Annotated in this window: 17 protein-coding genes; 6 read left to right on the forward strand and 11 right to left on the reverse strand. The window is 58.8% G+C overall.

All coding sequences use genetic code 11. The features are described from left to right. The first annotated feature begins 51 nt into the window (after window positions 1–51). From FNU76_RS03465 to FNU76_RS03480, 4 genes are all read left to right on the forward strand, one after another. Window positions 52–1,299, forward strand: coding sequence for a TolC family protein (locus FNU76_RS03465; RefSeq protein ID WP_143856413.1), 1,248 nt, complete (start codon window positions 52–54; stop codon window positions 1,297–1,299). Continuing rightward, window positions 1,299–2,555, forward strand: a complete 1,257-nt coding sequence (locus FNU76_RS03470; protein WP_143856414.1) for an efflux RND transporter periplasmic adaptor subunit — start codon at window positions 1,299–1,301, stop codon at window positions 2,553–2,555. Before FNU76_RS03465 ends, FNU76_RS03470 begins: the two co-directional genes overlap by 1 nt. Further along, complete coding sequence (locus FNU76_RS03475) at window positions 2,552–5,692, forward strand: efflux RND transporter permease subunit (protein ID WP_143856415.1); 3,141 nt, start codon at window positions 2,552–2,554, stop codon at window positions 5,690–5,692. Before FNU76_RS03470 ends, FNU76_RS03475 begins: the two co-directional genes overlap by 4 nt. Before the next feature lie 169 nt (window positions 5,693–5,861). Further along, window positions 5,862–6,644: a substrate-binding periplasmic protein gene (locus tag FNU76_RS03480; RefSeq protein WP_143856416.1), complete on the forward strand. Its 783-nt coding sequence runs from the start codon at window positions 5,862–5,864 to the stop codon at window positions 6,642–6,644. An 18-nt stretch (window positions 6,645–6,662) separates the two neighbouring features. On the opposite strand, the gene FNU76_RS03485 is transcribed toward FNU76_RS03480, so the two are convergent. Beyond that, on the reverse strand, window positions 6,663–7,583 hold the full coding sequence (locus tag FNU76_RS03485; protein WP_143856417.1) for a LysR family transcriptional regulator: 921 nt from the start codon (window positions 7,581–7,583) through the stop codon (window positions 6,663–6,665). Between the two features lie 231 nt (window positions 7,584–7,814). On the opposite strand from FNU76_RS03485, the gene FNU76_RS03490 reads away from it, so the two are divergent. Further along, on the forward strand, window positions 7,815–8,687 hold the full coding sequence (locus tag FNU76_RS03490) for an MBL fold metallo-hydrolase (protein WP_308418606.1): 873 nt from the start codon (window positions 7,815–7,817) through the stop codon (window positions 8,685–8,687). A gap of 123 nt (window positions 8,688–8,810) precedes the next feature. On the opposite strand, the gene FNU76_RS03495 is transcribed toward FNU76_RS03490, so the two are convergent. After that, entirely contained in the window at window positions 8,811–9,533 is a 723-nt protein-coding gene (locus FNU76_RS03495) for a nucleotidyl transferase AbiEii/AbiGii toxin family protein (RefSeq protein ID WP_179958331.1), read from the reverse strand. Continuing rightward, window positions 9,508–9,990 (reverse strand): hypothetical protein, encoded by a 483-nt coding sequence (locus tag FNU76_RS03500; RefSeq protein WP_143856420.1) that lies wholly within the window; start codon window positions 9,988–9,990, stop codon window positions 9,508–9,510. Before FNU76_RS03500 ends, FNU76_RS03495 begins: the two co-directional genes overlap by 26 nt. Before the next feature lie 114 nt (window positions 9,991–10,104). Here FNU76_RS03500 and FNU76_RS03505 point away from each other — a divergent pair, with 114 nt between their 5' ends. Then, window positions 10,105–10,551: a type II toxin-antitoxin system RatA family toxin gene (locus FNU76_RS03505; RefSeq protein ID WP_143856421.1), complete on the forward strand. Its 447-nt coding sequence runs from the start codon at window positions 10,105–10,107 to the stop codon at window positions 10,549–10,551. A 49-nt stretch (window positions 10,552–10,600) separates the two neighbouring features. Here the strand turns inward: FNU76_RS03505 and fusA are convergent, their stop codons facing one another. The 8 genes from fusA to FNU76_RS03550 form a co-directional block, all read right to left on the reverse strand. Continuing rightward, the gene (fusA, locus tag FNU76_RS03510) at window positions 10,601–12,613 is read right to left on the reverse strand and encodes an elongation factor G (RefSeq protein ID WP_143856422.1); all 2,013 of its coding nucleotides are present in this window, start codon (window positions 12,611–12,613) and stop codon (window positions 10,601–10,603) included. 795 nt (window positions 12,614–13,408) lie between these two features. Continuing rightward, window positions 13,409–13,810 (reverse strand): hypothetical protein, encoded by a 402-nt coding sequence (locus FNU76_RS03520; protein WP_143856423.1) that lies wholly within the window; start codon window positions 13,808–13,810, stop codon window positions 13,409–13,411. 136 nt (window positions 13,811–13,946) lie between these two features. Continuing rightward, entirely contained in the window at window positions 13,947–14,237 is a 291-nt protein-coding gene (locus tag FNU76_RS03525; RefSeq protein WP_143856424.1) for a hypothetical protein, read from the reverse strand. Window positions 14,238–14,332: 95 nt separating this feature from the next. Next, on the reverse strand, window positions 14,333–15,349 hold the full coding sequence (locus FNU76_RS24990; protein WP_308418607.1) for a DUF3375 family protein: 1,017 nt from the start codon (window positions 15,347–15,349) through the stop codon (window positions 14,333–14,335). Next, the gene (locus tag FNU76_RS25160) at window positions 15,280–15,639 is read right to left on the reverse strand and encodes a DUF3375 family protein (RefSeq protein WP_373279707.1); all 360 of its coding nucleotides are present in this window, start codon (window positions 15,637–15,639) and stop codon (window positions 15,280–15,282) included. The genes FNU76_RS24990 and FNU76_RS25160 overlap by 70 nt, the downstream gene beginning before the upstream one ends. A gap of 478 nt (window positions 15,640–16,117) precedes the next feature. Further along, the gene (locus FNU76_RS03540; protein ID WP_143856425.1) at window positions 16,118–16,840 is read right to left on the reverse strand and encodes a Crp/Fnr family transcriptional regulator; all 723 of its coding nucleotides are present in this window, start codon (window positions 16,838–16,840) and stop codon (window positions 16,118–16,120) included. A gap of 141 nt (window positions 16,841–16,981) precedes the next feature. After that, on the reverse strand, window positions 16,982–18,121 hold the full coding sequence (locus FNU76_RS03545) for an extracellular catalytic domain type 1 short-chain-length polyhydroxyalkanoate depolymerase (RefSeq protein WP_143856426.1): 1,140 nt from the start codon (window positions 18,119–18,121) through the stop codon (window positions 16,982–16,984). A gap of 571 nt (window positions 18,122–18,692) precedes the next feature. After that, complete coding sequence (locus FNU76_RS03550; protein WP_143856427.1) at window positions 18,693–19,208, reverse strand: hypothetical protein; 516 nt, start codon at window positions 19,206–19,208, stop codon at window positions 18,693–18,695. Between the last annotated feature and the right edge of the window lie 85 nt (window positions 19,209–19,293).

Raw genomic sequence — 19,293 nt, forward strand, 5'->3', positions numbered from 1 at the left:
GCCCGCCAGCCATCGCTAGCGGGCGGCGCGACGCAAATTCGGAGTTGGACCATGTTTTCCTTGCCCCCTTGGCAGCCTTTGGCTGCCGCGTTGGTGCTTTCCGGACTATCCCTGGCCACGCAGGCTGCCCCCTTGAGTTTTCAAGCCGCGCTGGACGCCGCGGAGCGCAATGCCCCGCAACTGGCGGCGCAGCGTGCCGGTATTGATGCGGCCCGTGCCGCGGCGATTTCGGCCGGCGCCTTGCCCGATCCCAAATTGTCGATAGGGATCGACAACCTCCCTGTCTCGGGTACCGATCGCTGGCGGTTGAAGCGCGACTTCATGACGATGCAGAAGATCGGCCTGATGCAGGAAGTACCCAATGCCGGCAAGCGCCAGGCGCGGGTGGATGCTGCGGATGCCGCCCTGGCGCGCAGCGAGATCGAGCGCACATTGACAACGCTCACCGTGCGGCGCGAAGCGGCATTGGCCTGGCTCAAGCGCTACTACCTGGAACGCAAGCAGGCCTTGTTCGATGACCTGGCACACGAGAACCGGCTCCTGGCCGACGTGGTTCGGGCACAGCTGGCAAGCGGTCGCGGCACGGCAGCGGACGTGCTCAGCCCCAGGCAAGAGGCTGCCATGCTGGCCGAGCGGCGCGACGAACTGTCGCGTGATCTGGCCCTCGCCCATTCGGCGCTAGTCCGCTGGGTCGGCGCGGAAGCCAGCCAGGCGCTGCAAGGCGAGGCACCCAGCTACCCCGTCGGGCCCGATCGTCTGCAAGGGCGGTTGCAACAACACCCCGAGCTGGCGGTGTACGTTGCGACAACGGCCCTGGCCGAAGCGCAGCTCAAGGAAGCCGAAGCGGGCAAGCGGCCCGACTGGGGCGTGGAAATCGCCTACCAGCGTCGTGCCGCGCAGTTTGGCGATATGGTGTCGGTGCAGTTCAGCTTTGATCTGCCGATCTTCCAGTCCACCCGTCAAACCCCGCAGATCGCCGCCAGGCAGGCCGAGCTGCGCCGTGTAGCAGCCGAGCGCGAGGCCCTGCTGCGCGAGCATCGGCAGCTGCTCGCAGCCGATCTGGCTGAGTACGGCCGGCTTGATCAAGCCATCTCGCGGCAGCAGCACGACTTTCTACCCTTGGCACAGCAAAAGGTGCTGCTGCAGACCGCCAGCTACCGCTCCGGCAAGGTCGATCTCACTGCCGTACTAGCCGCCCGCCGCGAACTGATCGACGTCCGCCTGAAAACCATAGACCTCGATAGCCAACGTGCCCAACTGGCTACGCGGCTGCACTTCACCTATGGGGAAAACGAATAATGACAACCCAAACCCTCAAGATCCTTGCCGCGGTGCTGGCCACTGCCACCGTAGGCGCAGCCGGCGGCTACTGGTTGGCGCAACAGCGCATGGCTGGCCCGGCGGCGGACCTGTCCGCCGTTGCCACCGGCGCGGCGCCGGAGCGCAAAACCTTGTATTGGTATGACCCCATGGTGCCCGACCAGCACTTCGACAAAGGCGGCAAGTCGCCCTTCATGGACATGCAGCTGGTACCCAAGTACGCCGACGAGGTCGGCGCTACGGCTGGCGTCAGGATTGATCCGGGCGTCCGCCAAAACCTGGGTATGCGCTTGGCCAAAGTCGAGCGGGCCAGCATGTCGCCAACGATTAGCGCGGTCGCCAGCGTGCAGTTCAACGAGCGAGACGTGGCGGTGGTGCAGGCCCGTAGCGGCGGATTTGTGGAGCGCGTCTACGCTCGGGCGCCGGGGGACGTAGTCGTTGCCGGCGCCCCCCTGGCCGACGTGCTGGTACCCGAATGGGCTGCCGCACAAACCGAATTCCTGGCGCTGGCCAATAGCGGCGACCGAAGCCTGCTGGAGGCCGCACGCCAGCGCCTGCGCCTGACTGGCATGCCGGAGGGACTGATCGCCCTGGTGGAAAAAACCGGCAGGGTGCATGCGGTGACGCCCATTGCCACGCCCATTGCCGGGGTAATCCAGACCCTGGAAGTCCGCATGGGAATGACCTTGAGTGCCGGCATGACCCTGGCCCGCGTCAATGGTCTCGCTACCGTCTGGCTGGAAGCAGCGGTACCGGAAGCACAAGCAGGGCAGATCAATTTGGCCCAAACGGTGGCTGCACGCTTCGCCGCCTATCCCGGCGAAGCCTTCAAGGGCAAGGTGATCGCCATCTTGCCCGAGGCCAATGCCGACAGCCGTACGCTACGGGTACGGGTGGAAATGTCCAACGCCAAAGGCCGTTTCAAGCCTGGCATGTTTGCGCAATTGCAACTGGCGGCAGGCGAATCCACGCCGGCCTTGATTGTTCCGTCCGAAGCCGTGATCCGAACCGGCAAGCGCAATGTCGTGATCGTCGCCCTTGACGGAAACCGCTTCCAGCCGGTGGAAGTCGAGCTGGGCTCCGAAGTCGGCGACAAGACCGAGATACGCAGGGGGCTGCTGGCGGGCCAGCAAGTGGTCGCCTCCGGCCAGTTCCTGATCGATTCCGAAGCCAGCCTGATCGGCGCAGTCGCACGCCTGGACGGCGCGGCTGCCATCGAGGGAGCCCGGCCATGATCGAAAAACTGATCCGCTGGTCCATCGCCAATCGCTTCCTGGTGCTATTGGCCACGCTTTTCCTGGCCGCTTGGGGCATATGGGCGGTCAGGACCACCCCGCTGGATGCACTGCCGGACCTGTCGGATGTGCAGGTGATCATTCGTACCAGCTATCCAGGCCAGGCGCCGCGCATCGTCGAGAACCAGGTCACCTATCCGCTCGCCACCACCATGCTGTCGGTACCCGGCGCCAAGACGGTGCGGGCTTTTTCCTTCTTTGGCGATAGCTTTGTCTATGTGCTGTTCGAGGATGGCACCGACCTTTATTGGGCCCGCTCGCGGGTGCTGGAATACCTGAATCAGGTGCAGGGCAAGCTGCCTGCCACGGCCAGGGCGTCGCTGGGACCGGATGCCACCGGCGTGGGGTGGGTCTATGAGTACGCCTTGGTCGACCGGTCCGGCCAGCATGACCTGGCCCAGCTCAGGGCGCTGCAGGACTGGTTCCTGAAATTCGAGTTGAAGAGCGTGCCCAATGTGGCGGAGGTCGCCAGCATCGGGGGCATGGTCAAGCAGTACCAGGTGGTGCTCGACCCAGCCAAGCTGGCCGCCTTTGGCATCCCTCACCAACAGGTCATCGAAGCGATCCGCAAGGCCAACCAGGAAACGGGGGGTGCCGTGCTGGAACTGGCCGAGACCGAATACATGGTGCGGGCGAGCGGCTATCTCAAAACCCTGGACGACTTCCGCGCCATCCCCCTGCTGGTGGCCGGCGGGGGCGTGCCGGTACGGCTGGGGGAGGTGGCCACGGTGCAGCTCGGTCCCGAGATGCGGCGCGGCATTGCCGAGTTGGACGGCGAGGGTGAGGTGGCAGGCGGGGTGGTGATACTGCGTTCAGGCAAGAATGCCCGAACCACCCTGGCAGCGGTGCAGGCCAAGCTGGCCGAGCTGAAGAAAAGCCTGCCGGCGGGCGTGGAGATCGTGCCGACCTACGACCGCAGCCAATTGATCGACCGGGCGGTGGAAAACCTCAGCCACAAGCTGCTGGAGGAGTTCCTGGTGGTAGCGGTGGTCTGCGCCCTTTTTCTCCGGCACCTGCGCTCGGCACTGGTCGCCATCGTCGCCCTGCCGTTGGGGATCCTTGCAGCCTTTATCGTCATGCGCTGGCAGGGGGTGAACGCCAATATCATGTCGCTGGGCGGTATTGCCATCGCCATCGGTGCCATGGTGGATGCCGCCGTGGTGATGGTCGAAAATGCGCACAAGCACATCGAAGCCTGGCAGCATCGGCATCCCGATCAGACGCTGGAGGGCGGCCACCACTGGCAAGTGATGTCCGCTGCGGCGGTCGAGGTCGGCCCCGCGCTGTTCTTTTCCCTATTGATCGTCACCCTCAGCTTTATTCCGGTATTTACCTTGGAAGCGCAAGAGGGCCGGCTCTTCGGTCCGCTGGCGTTTACCAAGACCTATGCGATGGCGGCGGCAGCCGGCCTGTCGGTGACCTTGATCCCGGTATTGATGGGCTACTGGATACGCGGACGCATCCCCGATGAGCAGCAGAACCCGCTCAACCGTGTACTGGTCCGGCTGTACAAACCGGTGCTGGACCTGGTGTTGCGTTGGCCTAAATTCACCGTGGCAATCAGCGTACTCGCCTTATCGACCACCATCTGGCCCCTCGCCCGGCTGGGCGGCGAGTTCATGCCACCGCTTGACGAGGGCGATCTGCTTTATATGCCTTCGGCACTGCCCGGCCTGTCGGCGGCAAAGGCGGGCGAGCTGTTGCAGCAGTCCGATAGGCTGATCAAGACCGTGCCCGAGGTGGCGACCGTATTCGGCAAAGCCGGCCGCGCCGAAACCGCCACCGACCCGGCGCCGATGGAGATGTTCGAGACCACCATCCGTTTCAAGCCTCGCGAGCAATGGCGCTCGGGCATGACGCCGGAAAAACTGGTCGATGAACTCGATAAGGTAGTGAACGTGCCGGGGCTGTCGAATATCTGGGTGCCGCCTATCCGCAACCGTATCGATATGCTGGCCACCGGTATCAAGAGCCCGATCGGGGTGAAGGTGGCGGGCAGCGATCTGGCCGCGATCGACCAGATCGCGCAGCAGGTCGAACGGGTCGCCAAGACCGTGCCGGGCGTATCGTCGGCGTTGGCGGAGCGGCTCACCGGTGGCCGCTATATCGATGTAGATATCGACCGAATGGCCGCCGGCCGCTACGGCCTGAATATCGCCGATGTGCAGTCGGTAGTCGCCAGCGCCATCGGCGGGGACAACGTCGGCGAGACGGTGGAGGGCCTGGCGCGTTTTCCCATCAATGTCCGCTACCCGCGCGAAATCCGTGACTCGCTGGAAGGTCTGCGTAGCCTACCCATCCTGACGCCAGCGGGTGCGCAGATCACGCTGGGTACCGTCGCGCAGATCAAGGTCAGCGAAGGCCCGCCCATGCTCAAGAGCGAAAACGCCCGACCGTCCGGCTGGGTCTATATCGACGTGCGCGACCGTGATCTTGCTTCGGTGGTCACCGACCTCCGCACCACAATCGATCGCGAGGTCAAACTGCAGCCTGGCATTAGCCTTAGCTACTCAGGCCAATTCGAGTTTCTGGAACGCGCCAAGGCTCGCCTCAAGCTGGTGGTGCCGGCTACCTTGCTGATCATCTTTGTGCTGCTCTACTTGACCTTCCGCCGTCTCGATGAGGCCGTCCTGATCATGGCCACCCTGCCCTTCGCCCTGGTGGGTGGGGTCTGGTTCCTCTATCTGCTCGGTTACAACCTTTCGGTGGCTACCGGCGTCGGCTTTATTGCGCTGGCTGGCGTAGCCGCAGAGTTTGGCGTGGTAATGCTGCTTTACCTTAAACAGGCCGTGACGGAACGCGAAGCCGAAGCGTCGATATTGTCCGCCGAGAGTTTGGACGACGCCATCCGTGAAGGCGCGGTCCGGCGGGTGAGGCCCAAGGCCATGACGGTAGCGGTGATTCTGGGGGGCTTGCTGCCCATTCTGCTGGGGAGTGGGACCGGAAGCGAAGTAATGAGCAGGATTGCGGCACCCATGGTGGGGGGGATGATTACCGCGCCGCTACTATCGATGCTGGTGATTCCGGCGGTTTTTCGGTTGGTACGGAGGCGCTTTCTGGACGTCCCGATACCGTGAGCGGTGGGATCGCAGGCAATTGCTCACTTGCGTCTTGTTCAAAGCACCCTCAACACCATTCATCCGGGAGTTCGCCAAGTTGGACTCATCCTGCCTATAGCAAAACAGCCAGCGCTCGCTTATCGGCGCCGGATTTGTTCCCGACATCCCATCCGCCGAGGTTCCAGCCATGCGAACGACGATTTTCCTTGCTATTGCATCTCTTTATTTGCCGCTGGCCGCTCAGGCCGCCGAAAAAGTGGTGCTTTACGGCGACGATGACTATCCCCCCTACTCCTATGTCGAGCAGGGGCAATTCAAAGGAATCTATGTCGATTTTCTCAAGCGTGCCGCCGGCAAGCTCGACGGCTACGAGGTGGAACTCAAGCCCGTGCCGTGGAAGCGCGGCTTAGCCACGCTGGAAAGCGGCGAAGCCATGGCGCTGTTCCCGCCATATTTGCGTAAAGAGCGTGCTTATATCCAGCCCTATTCAGTTTCCATGTATACCGAAACCATCGTGATCGTGTGCAATGAACAAAGCATGAGCAAGCCGCGCAAGAAATTCCCCGAAGATTTCGGTGACATCGCCATCGGGGTCAACGCGGGTTTCGTGCTGTCGGATAGCATACTTGCCGCGCAAAAAGCCGGTACGGCACGGATCGTGGAAGTCAAAGGCACCGACGCGAACCTTGCCAAGCTGGCCAGCAATCGCATCGGATGCTATGCCAACGATCGCCTATCGATTTATTACGCGCTTAAAAAGATGAAGGCCGCGCCCAATGCCGCCGCCGAGGTGAAGGCGCTCAAACTCAACGACACGGTACAGCTTTCCAGCGAGGACGCATTTGTCGGCTTTAGCGCCAAGAATGCCGCGCCATACAAAGCGGACTTTATCAACAAACTCAACGCCGGCATTGAAAAAGCCAAGAAGGAAAACGTAGTCGGCAATCTCATCAGTACCTATGCGATGTAGATCCAGCCCTATGCATGGCTAATTCAGTATCCTGTCCCAATAAGCCGGCTCCCCAAAAGCATTGCGCAGATGGGCAATAAATAGCTGCGCTTTCGCGGCATGTGAACGGCCCGGCATACGTACCGCGTGTATACCGGGCCGTATCTTCATCTGAGCGCTGTAATAAGTAGGAAAAATAGAGACCAACTGCCCTGATTCCATCGCATCGCAAACCATCCAGCTTGCCAGATGAACGATACCGATGCCGGCCAGTGCCGCCTGCAATAGGGATTCGGTGTCGTCCGAGCGAAAGCTGCCCCGTATAGGCAGCGGCGCTTCGCGATTTACGCCGGGGTAACACCACCATCCCGCGGGCACGGGGGGCGTCGCCACCGCCAGGCAATTGTGCTGGAGCAGGTCTTGTGGGGTAGCGGGTCGGCCATGCCGCGCCAAATAGGCCGGACTGGCACAGGTCAGCCTGTGTAGCGGCGCCAGCGTGGTGGCCACCAGATCGCTATCGGGAAGCACGCCTATGCGCACCGCGACATCTACCCTTTGCTTAGACAGGTCGACGATTTCGTCACTGACATGCAAATCAACTTCCATCAAAGGGTACCGGCTTAAAAAAACGGCAACCGCCGGTGCGATATGACGCCTGCCGAATGCGGAGGGCGCCGTCACGGTCAGCAAGCCACGCGGGTCGCCATTCAACTCGGACATCGCCTGCCTGGCATCGTCCAGCTCTGCCGCGATGTTCCTGGCTCGGGGCAGAAATTGTTCTCCCGAATCGGTCAGCAGCAAGCGCCTTGAACTACGGTGAAATAATTTGATGCCCAGCTCTGCCTCCAGTGCGTCCATCTTTCTGGAGATCGACGAGACGGCCACATCGTGCCTTTTCGCCACTGCTGAGAGGCTGCCTGCCTGGACGACTTCCAAGAAAATCTGTATGGCATCAAACATGGCAGGGCCCGGCTAAGCTTTGCGAAAAACGCAAAGATGGTTTGCAATTAGACGGACTGTATCGATTTTCGCAAAGAAATAGTATCGCACCCATCAACAACGGCTGGCGAATAACCAAAGAAAGTGAATATGATCAAAAACACATTCCACAAGTTGGCTCGTGCTGCTTTGCATCTGTCTATCGCCGGGGCATTTGGCATGAGCAGCAGCGTCGCATTTGCAGCCGCGCCCATGGTAAAAACTTCCGCACCCGCTTATTACCGCAGCATGCTGGGGGCGTTCGAAGTGACCGCGCTCAGCGACGGCACGGTCAAACTGCCGGTCGATAAAATTCTTATGGCGCCGGAACAGAAAACCACCGAAGCCCTGGCAAAATCATTTTTGAAAGCACCGCTGGAAACCTCGGTGAATGCCTACCTGGTCAATACCGGCAACAAGCTGATCTTGATCGATGCCGGCGCCGGCAGCCTGTTTGGACCTACCCTGGGCAAGTTGATCGCCAATCTCAAGGCCTCCGGCTATGAGCCTTCGCAAATTGACGACATCTACATTACCCATCTGCACCCCGATCACGTCGGCGGCGTGATGGGCAATACAGAAATGGCTTTTAGCAATGCCAACATACACGTCGATCAAGCAGAGGCGGATTACTGGCTGAGCCCAAAGAACCTGGAACAGGCACCGGCCGAAGCCAAAGGCTTTTTCCAAGGCGCGGTCGCTTCGCTTGGTCCTTACAAGGCGGCCAACAAGCTGCGGACCTTTAGCCGTGATGGCGAATTGGCGCCCGGCCTGACAGCCCATTCCACCTATGGACATACTGCCGGCCACACATCCTATCTCGTTGAAAGCCAAGGCGAAAAAATGCTGGTTGTCGGTGACTTGATCCACGTCGCCGCAGTGCAGCTGGACAAACCCGAGATAACGGTAACGTTCGACTCGCGCGCCAAGGAAGCCGCCGCCATGCGCCAGAAAGTCTTTGCCCAGGCTGCAAAGGACGGAGTCATCGTCGCCGCCACGCATATACAGTTTCCTGGCATGGGTCGACTGAAAAAAAGCGGGGCCGGCTATCAGTGGCTACCGGTGAATTTCACGCAGATGCCTTAAAAATTGGTGTTGATGCGGGAAGTCTGCGCGTAGCCCCTACGGCAGCCCAGCGCACCGCTCTGGGCTGCCTGGTTGACTAGGCGATTGCTTATCCCGTGTATGGGATTGTCAGTGACAATTTCGTCACCTGGTACGAGTGAAGACAGCCCTACTGCGCTCAGCCTCCAACTCATCGAGGGTGGCATTGAAGAAGTCACGCATCGTCTCAAGCGAGGGTGCGTCTTCCAGGAGCGCGTCATATCCCGCATCCGCAATTGCAGGCTTGGCATGGCGCAGCCGCATCACCGCGGAATCGAGCAGATGGTCTGCGTCATGCAGATGGAAAGCCCGCAAGAAATCCGCCGCGGAGTAGCCGTGACGGGTCATCAGCACGTATAAATCAAACCAGTCGCGAGTCTTGGATCGACTGGCAACCACCAAGGCCTTCAGCGCAAATATCTCGTCCAGGGTAGCGACACGAAGCATGTCGTCCGGCGTGCCCTTCAGGATCGAGTTTGCAGGTGTATCAAGGCAGACCAAGGAGACCTTTACCGTCTCATTGCCATCAAAATTCTGCTGAAAGTCGTACAGATCCAATCCTGCGTTGATGAATTCGTCAATTTCAGTTGCTGGCTGATTGAGTACCAATGCCGTACCGCGCTGCTGAAGATCCCGCACCATGGCCTGAATCTGGCGCTTAGGGAGTTTTCTACCGTTGTAGGCAAAATCCAGGTCTTCGCTGAGGCGGTGGCCGATGCGGAGCGCGAGGGCAGTCCCACCGATCAGGACAAATCCACGGAGCCCCGAATGCCACCGGAGCGTTTCCCAAAGGTGCTGCGTATCAGGCCTGAGCTTGCTCGTATCCAAGACGAATATTCCTTAACAACCGATCGGTAATATGCGCTGCCCGCTTGGCTTCTTCGTCATCGCCGGCAATCAGGGCAGCCCATTCCTTCTCAACGGCATCCAAGCCGAAATACACAGCAGCATCGAGCAGCATTTGAAATTTGGGTTGCACCAGCGCAGCGCGAATCAACACTGCGGGTTCGGCCGTTGATTTGTACCACACCAAGGTAGGGTACTTATCCCTGAACGTTTTCTTGTCCCTTGCCCGGGTGCTTCCCCCTACCGGGACACCATCAGCAGACAGTACAAGCTGCACATCAAGCGCAGCCAGTAACTTCTCCAGGTCGCGAACCTTGGTAGCACCCGTGCTCTTCTGCCGAGACAGCGTTTCGGGCGACAGGCCAGCAGCCAGAGCAAGTGCACGCTCCGACTTTCCCTGGCGATGGCATTCCTCAATCAACAGATCCAGCAGCGGCACGGTCTTTACCTATAATTTCGTCAATACAATAATGTAGTATATTGACGTTTCTATCAATATTTCAAGGTGCGCTATAGTGTCGGCGAACACGAAATTTCCGCCGGAACGCCGAGTATGCCGATAGTTGAAGACAGTATCGATATCGCCACGCCGCGAGCGCGCGTCTACCAGATTACGCAGGACTACAGCGTGCGCTTCGACTGGGACCCCTTCCCTGATCGCCTCGAAGTCATAGGCGGCGGCGACTACGCCGCGCAAGTCGGCACCCGGGTCCTCGTGCGTTCCAGGTTGGGCATGGAGATGGTGGTCGAGTTCGTAAACGTCGATCCTCCCGGCCGGGCGAGCATCGCCATGGTGAGCGGCCCTGCCCTATTGAAAAAATTTGCCGGCTCATGGATATTCGATGAGCTTGAAGATGGACGGACACATGCGAGATTCCGCTATCTGATCCAAGGCAGAAAAGGATTGCTCAAGCCTATAGTGGACGCCGTTGCTGTCGTGTATTTTCGGCGCGTTGTGCGCAAGCGCCTGGCTGGATTGAAACAGTATTGCGAGCGTTAAAAAAGGGCGAACACAACGTGCTCGCCCTTGTTGAAGTAAAACTATGCCGCTATGCCACCCACTCCGCGGTCATATTGCCCGGCACCACCTCGTAGTGGTCGAACTGCATCGTAAAGCTGGCGCGGCCTGAGCTGAGCGCCCGCAAGCTACCGATGTAGCCGAACATCTCCTCCAATGGCACATACGCGTCGATTACCGCACGGCTGCCCCGCAGCTCCTGGCCCCGCACCAAGCCCCGGCGCCGGTTGATATCGCCGATACAGTCACCGACATGGTCCGTTGGCGTGACCACCTCGACCGCCATCACCGGTTCCAGCAGCGCTGGGCCGGCCTTGGCCACGGCTTCGCGGAAGGCGGCGGTCGCAGCCTGCTCGAAAGCCAGCGTCGATGAATCGCGATCGTGGTAACTACCGTCCAGCAAGGTAGCCTTGAAGTCCACCGTCGGATAGCCCGCGAGCACGCCGTTCTTGGCCGCGTTGCGGATGCCCGACTCCACGCTGGGAATGAACTCGCGTGGGATTGCGCCGCCGCTGATACGGTTCTCGAACTGCACACCCGCGCCACGAGGGAGCGCCTCGAAGCGCAGCAATACCTCGGCAAATTGCCCGGGGCCGCCCGTCTGCTTCTTATAGACATGCCGCACCTCCACCATCTTGACGAACGTTTCGCGGTAAGCCACCTGCGGCTTGCTGCTCGACACTTCCACCCGGTAGCGGCTACGCAGCTTCTCCAGCGTGACCTCCAGCTGCAGCTCACCCATACCGGACAAAATAGTCTGCCCGGAATCATGGTCCTGCCTCAGCCGTAGGCTGGGGTCTTCCTGAACCAGCGTATGCAAGCCCTTGAACAGATTCTGCTGGTCCTCCCGCGTCTTCGGTTCAATCGCCACATCGATCACCGGCTCCGGCGCGACGATCCGCTCCAACACCAGCGGGTGATCCGGATCAGTGAGCGTTTCGCCGGTTGCGGTCGCCTTCAAGCCGCTAAACGCAGCAATGTCGCCGGCCCGGACGCTTTGCCTTTCCTGCTTGCGGTCCGCATGCATCTCATACAGCCGAGACACACGCTCACGCTTGCCGGTGTTGGCATTGAGCACCGTCGAACCGGCTTCCAGCTGCCCTCGATACACCCTCACGAAGGTCAATATGCCATGATCGTCGTGCACCACCTTGAATGCCAAGGCGGCGAACGGCTTATCGACGTCCGTCCCGATGTCCTGCTCAATCTCTTCCGGCGCCGGCAAGTAGGCCACCATCGCGTCGAGCAAGGATTCCACGCCCTTGTTCTTGAACGCAGACCCCAATACGACCGGCACGAAGGTGCCCGACAGCGTGCCTTTACGGATGCAGCGCTGCAATTCCTCAAGCGACGGCAAATGTCCGTCCAGATAGCGCGACAGCAGGGCATCGTCCTGTTCCACCGCCAATTCAACGAGCAACTGTCGATAGCGCAGCGCCATTTCGAGCATATCGGCCGGAATCGGCAGCGATTCGTACGGTTCGGCATCCGCCGTTGTCCAGACCAGCGCCTGCATCGCCACAAGATCGACCAAGCCACGGAAGTCGCCTTCCGCGCCGATGGGCAGTTGCAATACCAGCGGCACCACATCCAGCCGCTGCTCGATCATTTCGACCACGCGGAAAAAGTCCGCGCCCACCCGGTCCAGCTTGTTCACGAAGGCAATCCGCGGTACCCGGTATTTATCCGCCAAGCGCCAGTTGGTTTCGGTCTGCGGCTCGACACCCGCCACGCCGTCGAACACGACGACCGCGCCATCGAGCACGCGCAGCGAGCGGTTGACCTCGATATTGAAGTCGATATGGCCCGGCGTATCGATCAAATTGATCTGGTGATCGCGCCAAAACACCGTGGTGGCCGCACTATTGATGGTGATGCCGCGCGCTTGCTCCTGCGGGTCGAAATCCATCGTGGCCGCGCCGTCGTGCACTTCACCCAGTCGATGTTGTTCGCCGGTGTAATACAGGATGCGTTCGGTCGTTGTCGTCTTACCTGCGTCGACGTGCGCGATGATGCCGATGTTTCTACGTTTTCTGGTTTCCATGATGTACCACCTAAAAAGACAAAACCCCTGTCAGGGGACGCCTGCCAGGGGTTTTGTTTTACCTGGAAGGCGCTAGAGGCCTTCCAGACACAATGGTATGGAAAGGCTATGCCGTGTCTTGCGCGGTGGCGCAGGCGCCATGCGATACGCACGCGCCAAACGCCGATGCCATGCCAAAGGACGAGCGCAAGCTCCCGGTCCCTTGGCCAGTGCAAATCGTGGCGATCAACTTGTCATAGGTGCGCATTACAAACTCCTGCGGGTGGTAAACCCGAAAACAAAAAAACCCGGTGGGCAGCAGGCCAACCGGGGTTCTGGTACATCATCCCGGAAGGCAACGGCCTCCCGAGCGAAAGCTCAAGAGGCTAGACGAAAATGGCCAACGCCACGCGCTCGCCCTGCGGCGTAGCGGTGTTGCGATTGAAGGTGCAAAGTTGCGTGGTCATTTTGGGTCTGGCTCTCTAAGGAAAGTGAACTCTAACACCATGGCAGGGGGAATTTCAAGTGGACAACGAGCAGGCAACCGCAGCAAAAAGTCATATCGCGGTGTCCGAAAATACTTGACCACTACACAATGGTCGCTGTGGAAAGCCTACACGGCACGCGTTTTCAATGGCGCCTTCTCGACTACACAAGGCACCTTGCTGCCTGCTTTCTTCCAAGGCCTCTTGCCGGAGGGCGTATTCAGGGACGTTGTGGCGGAACTGCGCGGTTGCCATGCAAAGATCACTTCGAAATGCTTGCTGCCTGCGGCGGTGACCTTCCTGGAAACATATATGCCAGGCCGATTGAACATTATGGATAACCGTCTACTTCAACGTTTTCAATTTTCGGATCGCCTTGAGAGAAAATACTCATGCAGCCATTCCCCGTAACAATCAGCCATTCGGTTCGGCCGGTATCGAACCCTTGCAGATTATTTTCCTCAGCGGACCAACCACCACCATTGATTTTCAGGACGTGATGGCCGAGCGGGAAATTTGTTGCGCTCCAATAACGCGCCAAATCAAGCTCATCGAGCAATCGGAATCCCGTAGCGCATTCGAATTGAATCAGCAAGCCAGATATTTGCTTGCTTGCCAGTATTTCACGCGCCACCAGAACTTGCAGCTGCCCATCTTGCCATTCAACGCTATGGATATCCGAGCCGAAATGTATCGCTTGGGCTTTGCTATATGGCTGGGCATCAATATGCATAAAAAATTCTCATCCCGAATGAATGGCAAAGCCGCAATACACCGAAGTGCCCCCACAGTATTTCCATACCTCACCGCTGAGATCGAAAAGGGGAAACACGCGGCACTTCAAAATGATTCCCGCGCGGAAAGGCTTGTCAGTTTTCCCGTTGACGGTATTGGGCAATCATATCCTTGGTCACTTCACGTTCATAGCAGATCGGTGCGTAGCCACCCCCACGGCTCCAGGCGCTACGCTTGCCACAACTGCGCCCCCGGGCATCTGCATTGTAAGGACAGGGACAATTGCCCGGGTAACCGGCTTTCGATTCCTGCATGATAGCTTGCCTAATCTGGGCGTCTGATTTCTGGGTTTCCTTGGCTTGGGTGGAGAACGAAATTAGTCCGGTGGCCAGCGCGAGCAAAAGCGCGCTCGACACAATGCGCATAGTCGTCTCCATGTCGGTTTGAGGTCGCTACGAAACCCGACCAGAAGCGAATGGTAGACTCTGGGTGTCTTGTTCTCCAGGGAATCTTTAAAAACTTAACGCAGCAGGTCAAGCCTGGCCCGTACCCAGTCAAACCCAATATGTTCCTGCTCCAACCGCAAGTTAGCGCGGATACGGTTGTCCCGCAGATCGTTATACAACTCGTGCTCCTCCCTGGTCAGCCGGTGTAGATCGATACACTGCGGCTTATCCTCAATACCCCATAACTCGGAATAGGCCTGCAAGGTGTCTCGATCCATCGACAACGACGTGACGTGGGGAAAATACTTTCGTAGTTTATCCAGGATGGCAAAGCCGTGAGTATCAATATCACCCCAATAGTAGACCTCGCATCGCTCAAGCCAACGCGCTTTAGCCAACGCCTCCCAGCCATATCCCGAGCCAAAAACAATCATTGAGCCGGATACACATGGAAAGGCCAGGAAATTGGTTTCGTTCTCCGTGATAAACACCCGCCGAACTTCCAGCTTCAATTGGCTAAAGCTGTCCGCATCCAATGTGATATCGGGGCAAGAGATACCCGGCACCACTTGAACGCCCGGATCCAGAATCCGGGAACGAATTCGTATTGGCTTCCCCAGAAAGCCATATCGAGCGGAAAACTGACCCACCCCGGTTTTCGTCAAGTCCATACCCTCAACTGGCAAGCTCAAATCAAGCAACTCGGCCAGCACAGAGCGATGTGATTCAATGAACTTGCTATGAACACCAAGGTAGGCCACCAACTCAGCCAAGCCCTGTTGCAAGGGCTGGGTTGCCACCAGCTCGCTCAAGGTGATCTGCGCCTTGTCCTGTAAAGCGTGGTGGATGTGGCGGATCAGGTGAGCCTTGTCCAGCACCACCTGATCGAACAGCGCTTGCGCATCGATGTCTTCTTCGCCTGCCTGCAAAGCCAGGTCGGTAATCACCGGCTTCACCGCCGGCGTGAACAAGGGGCGCTCCATCGCCAGCTCGATGTCGGCCTGCGCCTCGGCCATCTCCATCACATTGCCCGGTGGCGGCGACTCGCGCAGGGCCAGCGCCTTGCTCTCGATGCCATGCAGGATGTCCATGATGCGGCGGTTCTCCAGCCACGCCTGTCGGGTGCTGCCCAGTCGTTCAGATACTCGAGTGCGGGTTTGGGGAAGGCCGTCTCGCCCTTCTCGCCCAACTGCAACCGCAAGGCATATAGTTCATCTTCCAGCGCCTCGGCCAGGTCCGCTGCTGCCTTCCCCCGTACGTTCGGTGCCACGAACACGCGATGCAGAAAACTCGCCACCAATGGCGCATGGTCCGAGCGCAATAACCGCCATGCCGGGTTGTGGGTTCGGAGGACTTCCAAAGTGGAGAAGTCGAGGGTCATCGAGCATCAATCCTGAATATTTACGACCAGCAACCGAGGACGTGTCGAAACCGTCCTTGGTAGGTACGATGGGGGAGCATTAGGCTGCCTGGTCGCTCTGGACACTGGCCACCTGAGCCAAGTCGAGGCTGCGAAGCTGACTCTCCAGCTCTGCAATAGAACCCCAAGGCAGGACTGGCGAGTTCTGCCTTTCGTCCGGAGGATTCGACGGAAGTTCGTTGGACCATCCATCACCACCAACGAGCGGGAGCAGTGGCCGCTTGTGCAACCAAGCCACGCAGACTTCCGAAATTGTGCCGGCCCGTCCGCCGAATGCCGTCGCAGTATACCTTCAGCAACGACAAGCATGATTCGTCATCGACTGGCGGCGGCTGTAGATAGATCGGCTTCGGTACGGCTTCGCGTAGCAATGACGGAAACCAAGCCGAGTCACCGCGACTGGTTTCTAATGAGAAGATTCGGGAGAGGGTGTAGCGCGTTATGGCAACAAGCGGTCGTATTCCTCCTGTACGACCGAATAGCATTCACACACGCACTTCTCGAGCTTGGCGCGGTTCAAAACGCTGAGCCGACCTCGCGTGCTTTTTTCGACGGCGCCATCGCGCTGAAGCTGGCCTACCGTTTCGGTGATGCTCTCCCGGCGCACACCGAGCAAGTTCGAGATCATTTCCTGCGTAATCACGACTTCGGTGCCATGCAAGCGGTCCATACTCATCAACAGCCAGCGGCAAAACCGTTGCTCGATGGAATGATGTTGATTGCAAACGGCGGTTTGCGAGGTTTGCGAGATCAATGCCTGCGTATACAGCAGCGCCAGATGCTGCAGCTTTCCTCCCAGCGAAAACTCCTGTTTCATGACTTTGCGGCTGAGACGGTAGGCAGCCCCCGCGCACTGCACTTCCGTACTACTGGGCATGCTTTCCCCACCCATGAAAATGGACACGCCGACCAAGCCCTCGTTCCCAACCAAAGCGACTTCACTGGATGAACCATCCTCCAGTACATAGATCAGCGATACGATGCCGGAGATCGGAAAGTGAAGATAATTCACGTGATCGCCCGATTCCGACATAGTCCAGCCCAAAGGCATATCGACGAGCTGCAAATCAGGCAGCAAACGTTCGAAGTCTTTCTTGGGAAGCGCTGCAAGTATGAGATTTTCCCTCGGGTCGGGATTTTGACCTTTTGATTCGCTTGGCATGGGTTATTTCACCGATAACGTAGATTGGACCGCTTGAAGCACTGGCAAGGCCAATGGGAGTATTCCAAACTACCCGGTGAGTTTCCGTGCGCCAACGCACGGACGATTGCGTCAGACACGCGGAGGATTCTTGCGGAAATCTCAGTTCATGGGTTGAGCAAAGAAGAATCTAACCATCTCCTCGCTAGCGTTGGGGCCATGCGCATCTGTAAAACTGCCCTTCCGGTTCCCGCCCGACCATGCGTGTCCTGACCCGTGTACTAGCCAGTGTTCGATCATTGGACTGCCATCCGGATAGTGGTAAACCGTGACCGTATAGCGATGCCCACGCGGAATTTTGCCGTGTTGGACCGAACGGCGTGCGTGTTGAGCCGATGTCTGAGCGGTCCCCTGCAAGGCAAACTCAGCCTGCTTCACCAGCTGCTCGCCATTCCCGGGATGCACGGTTTTATCGTGGTCGCCATGAAACACAATGGTCGGCAGCCCTTTCTCGCTTTGCGGCCGCCGTCCCTGACCACCTTTACCCTGCTGCATGGCCTGTAGCGCCGATGGCATATCGGTTGCGGCGCCGTAGGGGAGGCCGGAATGCACGCCGATGGCCGCATAGAGGCCCGGATAAGTGGTGCCCATGATGACGGCCATGGCGCCGCCCGCCGACAGGCCGGCGATAAATACCCGGCGTGGATCAATGTGGTAACGGTGCACGATATCTTGCGTCATACCCGCCAGAATGGCCGGCTCACCCCTACCCGGCTTCTGGTCCGTTTCTTTAAACCAGTTCCAGCAACGGCTGTTATTTGCCTGGCTGGACTGGGCGGGATAAAGGACAAAGCAGTGCTTGTTTTCTGCCACCACATTCATCTGCGTACCAGCGGCAAAGTCATCCGGATTCTGCGTACAGCCGTGCAGCATCACGATCAAAGGCAAGGGCTGGCCGTGATACGCACCCGGTATATAGAGCTTGTAGGCGCGGCTACCGGCTGCACAGCTGTAGGTGCCGTCGATAAAACCGTGCCCCCCGTGCTCGACGAAAGTACTGCGCGCGTCGCTTCCTGCAGCAATGTCGACAAACACCTCGTCTTGCGGCGGCGCCGGGGTATCGACCACATAGAAAACACCCTCGATAGGGTCTTTTTCCATGCCAGGACCTGTCTCTGCTGTCGGCGGCTCGGGCAAATCTTTACGAAGGGCGCGTTGAATCAGCGCAGTTGCCTCCGCCAAACTACCTTTCGATGTTAAACGGGTTGCTTCCTGCAACTGGCTTAACAAGCGTTCATCCATATATCGCACCTTTCGATCTTGCTTGCTCAATTACAGCCTGATGCCAGGTTCAAACAAAAAATACCGCCAGGCTACGCTTGGCAATTCCGGCGCACTGGCTAGTATGCTGGCTGAACCCCGTTGCACCAAGGTGCAACGGGGGCAAACGACTACTTGGCATGCGGTTTGGCGGCCGGTTTAGGGTCTGTTTTGGTGCTGGTCGCCGTGTGTTTGGCTGGCTCGGGTTTCGAATCCGACTTAGGGCTAGTTGCAGCAGTTTTTCCTGCTCCGGCTGAGAAGTTTTTTTGGGCAGACATATTCAGGTTGACCTCTTGGAGACGCCTGATCTCCGCGGGATGCGGGGCGTCAGGATGGTTGCGACATGGCGACAATGGGTGCAATTGAAATCGCTGTCCGTACGCCAGCGAACGATCACTGGCCTGGACGTCGCCGGCTAACTAGATCAGCAACCTCGGCAGGGCGTAAAAAAGCCCCGCAAACTACCGCTCTCCCGCCATTGTGGAGATTGGTTGAATCGACAGGGCCTTATGGTGCCGCGTATGTGCCAGGTGTCTAGACGACTACTGGCGAGCTATGCGCGCTGATTTTGCAAGCGGGTGTCGGTACGCGCACCATCCGTCCTTGAACGCTGTGAATAAGGCAATTCCGCTGCCTTGCGCGTAGCGGTATCCCCTTCCTCGAAGGCCCGTCCGGTACTGGTGAGCTCTTCTCGGAATGCATCGAGATAGGCGTTGACTGCTTGGCAATAACGCTGGGTATTACGCTCGATAATGGCAAAGTAACGCTGAATCACGTCGCTGGTCACCATGCTGATGGCTTGCGAGTAGGCGAGAAATTGCTGGGCGTCCTGTTTGACCGCTTGCGTGGATCTGTCCACCTCTTGCCTTGCGACTGCTGCCATAGCCCCATCTTGAGTGGGGTCGTTCGCAGGCCGGGTATAGGCCGGTTCACCAAGCGGGTACTTTGGGCCTAGCACTGGCGCTGGCTCACCAGGGGCGGGCATCACTTGCTGGTCGCCTGGTTTCGGATCGATGCCATCGGTTTTGCCGGCGTTGTAACGGGTAGTGGATTCGCTGGGATTGTTCATGGTGACCTCTGAGAAAATCCTGCTGCCTGCGAAATTGCAGGGTTCTGGGATCAGGACGCATGAACCTTGGGCGAGAAAAAAGCAG

Origin of the sequence: Chitinimonas arctica, from assembly GCF_007431345.1 — a bacterium.
Lineage (GTDB): Bacteria > Pseudomonadota > Gammaproteobacteria > Burkholderiales > Chitinimonadaceae > Chitinimonas > Chitinimonas arctica.

Excerpts from the sequence above, each read along its gene's own strand:
- FNU76_RS03465 (WP_143856413.1), top strand. The coding sequence starts at position 52 with ATGTTTTCCTTGCCCCCTTGGCAGCCTTTGGCTGCCGCGTTGGTGCTT.
- FNU76_RS03470 (WP_143856414.1), top strand. The coding sequence starts at position 1,299 with ATGACAACCCAAACCCTCAAGATCCTTGCCGCGGTGCTGGCCACTGCC.
- FNU76_RS03475 (WP_143856415.1), top strand. The coding sequence starts at position 2,552 with ATGATCGAAAAACTGATCCGCTGGTCCATCGCCAATCGCTTCCTGGTG.
- FNU76_RS03480 (WP_143856416.1), top strand. The coding sequence starts at position 5,862 with ATGCGAACGACGATTTTCCTTGCTATTGCATCTCTTTATTTGCCGCTG.
- FNU76_RS03485 (WP_143856417.1), bottom strand. The coding sequence starts at position 7,583 with ATGTTTGATGCCATACAGATTTTCTTGGAAGTCGTCCAGGCAGGCAGC.
- FNU76_RS03490 (WP_308418606.1), top strand. The coding sequence starts at position 7,815 with ATGGTAAAAACTTCCGCACCCGCTTATTACCGCAGCATGCTGGGGGCG.
- FNU76_RS03505 (WP_143856421.1), top strand. The coding sequence starts at position 10,105 with ATGCCGATAGTTGAAGACAGTATCGATATCGCCACGCCGCGAGCGCGC.
- fusA (WP_143856422.1), bottom strand. The coding sequence starts at position 12,613 with ATGGAAACCAGAAAACGTAGAAACATCGGCATCATCGCGCACGTCGAC.
- FNU76_RS03520 (WP_143856423.1), bottom strand. The coding sequence starts at position 13,810 with ATGCATATTGATGCCCAGCCATATAGCAAAGCCCAAGCGATACATTTC.
- FNU76_RS03525 (WP_143856424.1), bottom strand. The coding sequence starts at position 14,237 with ATGCGCATTGTGTCGAGCGCGCTTTTGCTCGCGCTGGCCACCGGACTA.
- FNU76_RS24990 (WP_308418607.1), bottom strand. The coding sequence starts at position 15,349 with ATGGACATCCTGCATGGCATCGAGAGCAAGGCGCTGGCCCTGCGCGAG.
- FNU76_RS25160 (WP_373279707.1), bottom strand. The coding sequence starts at position 15,639 with ATGACCCTCGACTTCTCCACTTTGGAAGTCCTCCGAACCCACAACCCG.
- FNU76_RS03540 (WP_143856425.1), bottom strand. The coding sequence starts at position 16,840 with ATGCCAAGCGAATCAAAAGGTCAAAATCCCGACCCGAGGGAAAATCTC.
- FNU76_RS03545 (WP_143856426.1), bottom strand. The coding sequence starts at position 18,121 with ATGGATGAACGCTTGTTAAGCCAGTTGCAGGAAGCAACCCGTTTAACA.
- FNU76_RS03550 (WP_143856427.1), bottom strand. The coding sequence starts at position 19,208 with ATGAACAATCCCAGCGAATCCACTACCCGTTACAACGCCGGCAAAACC.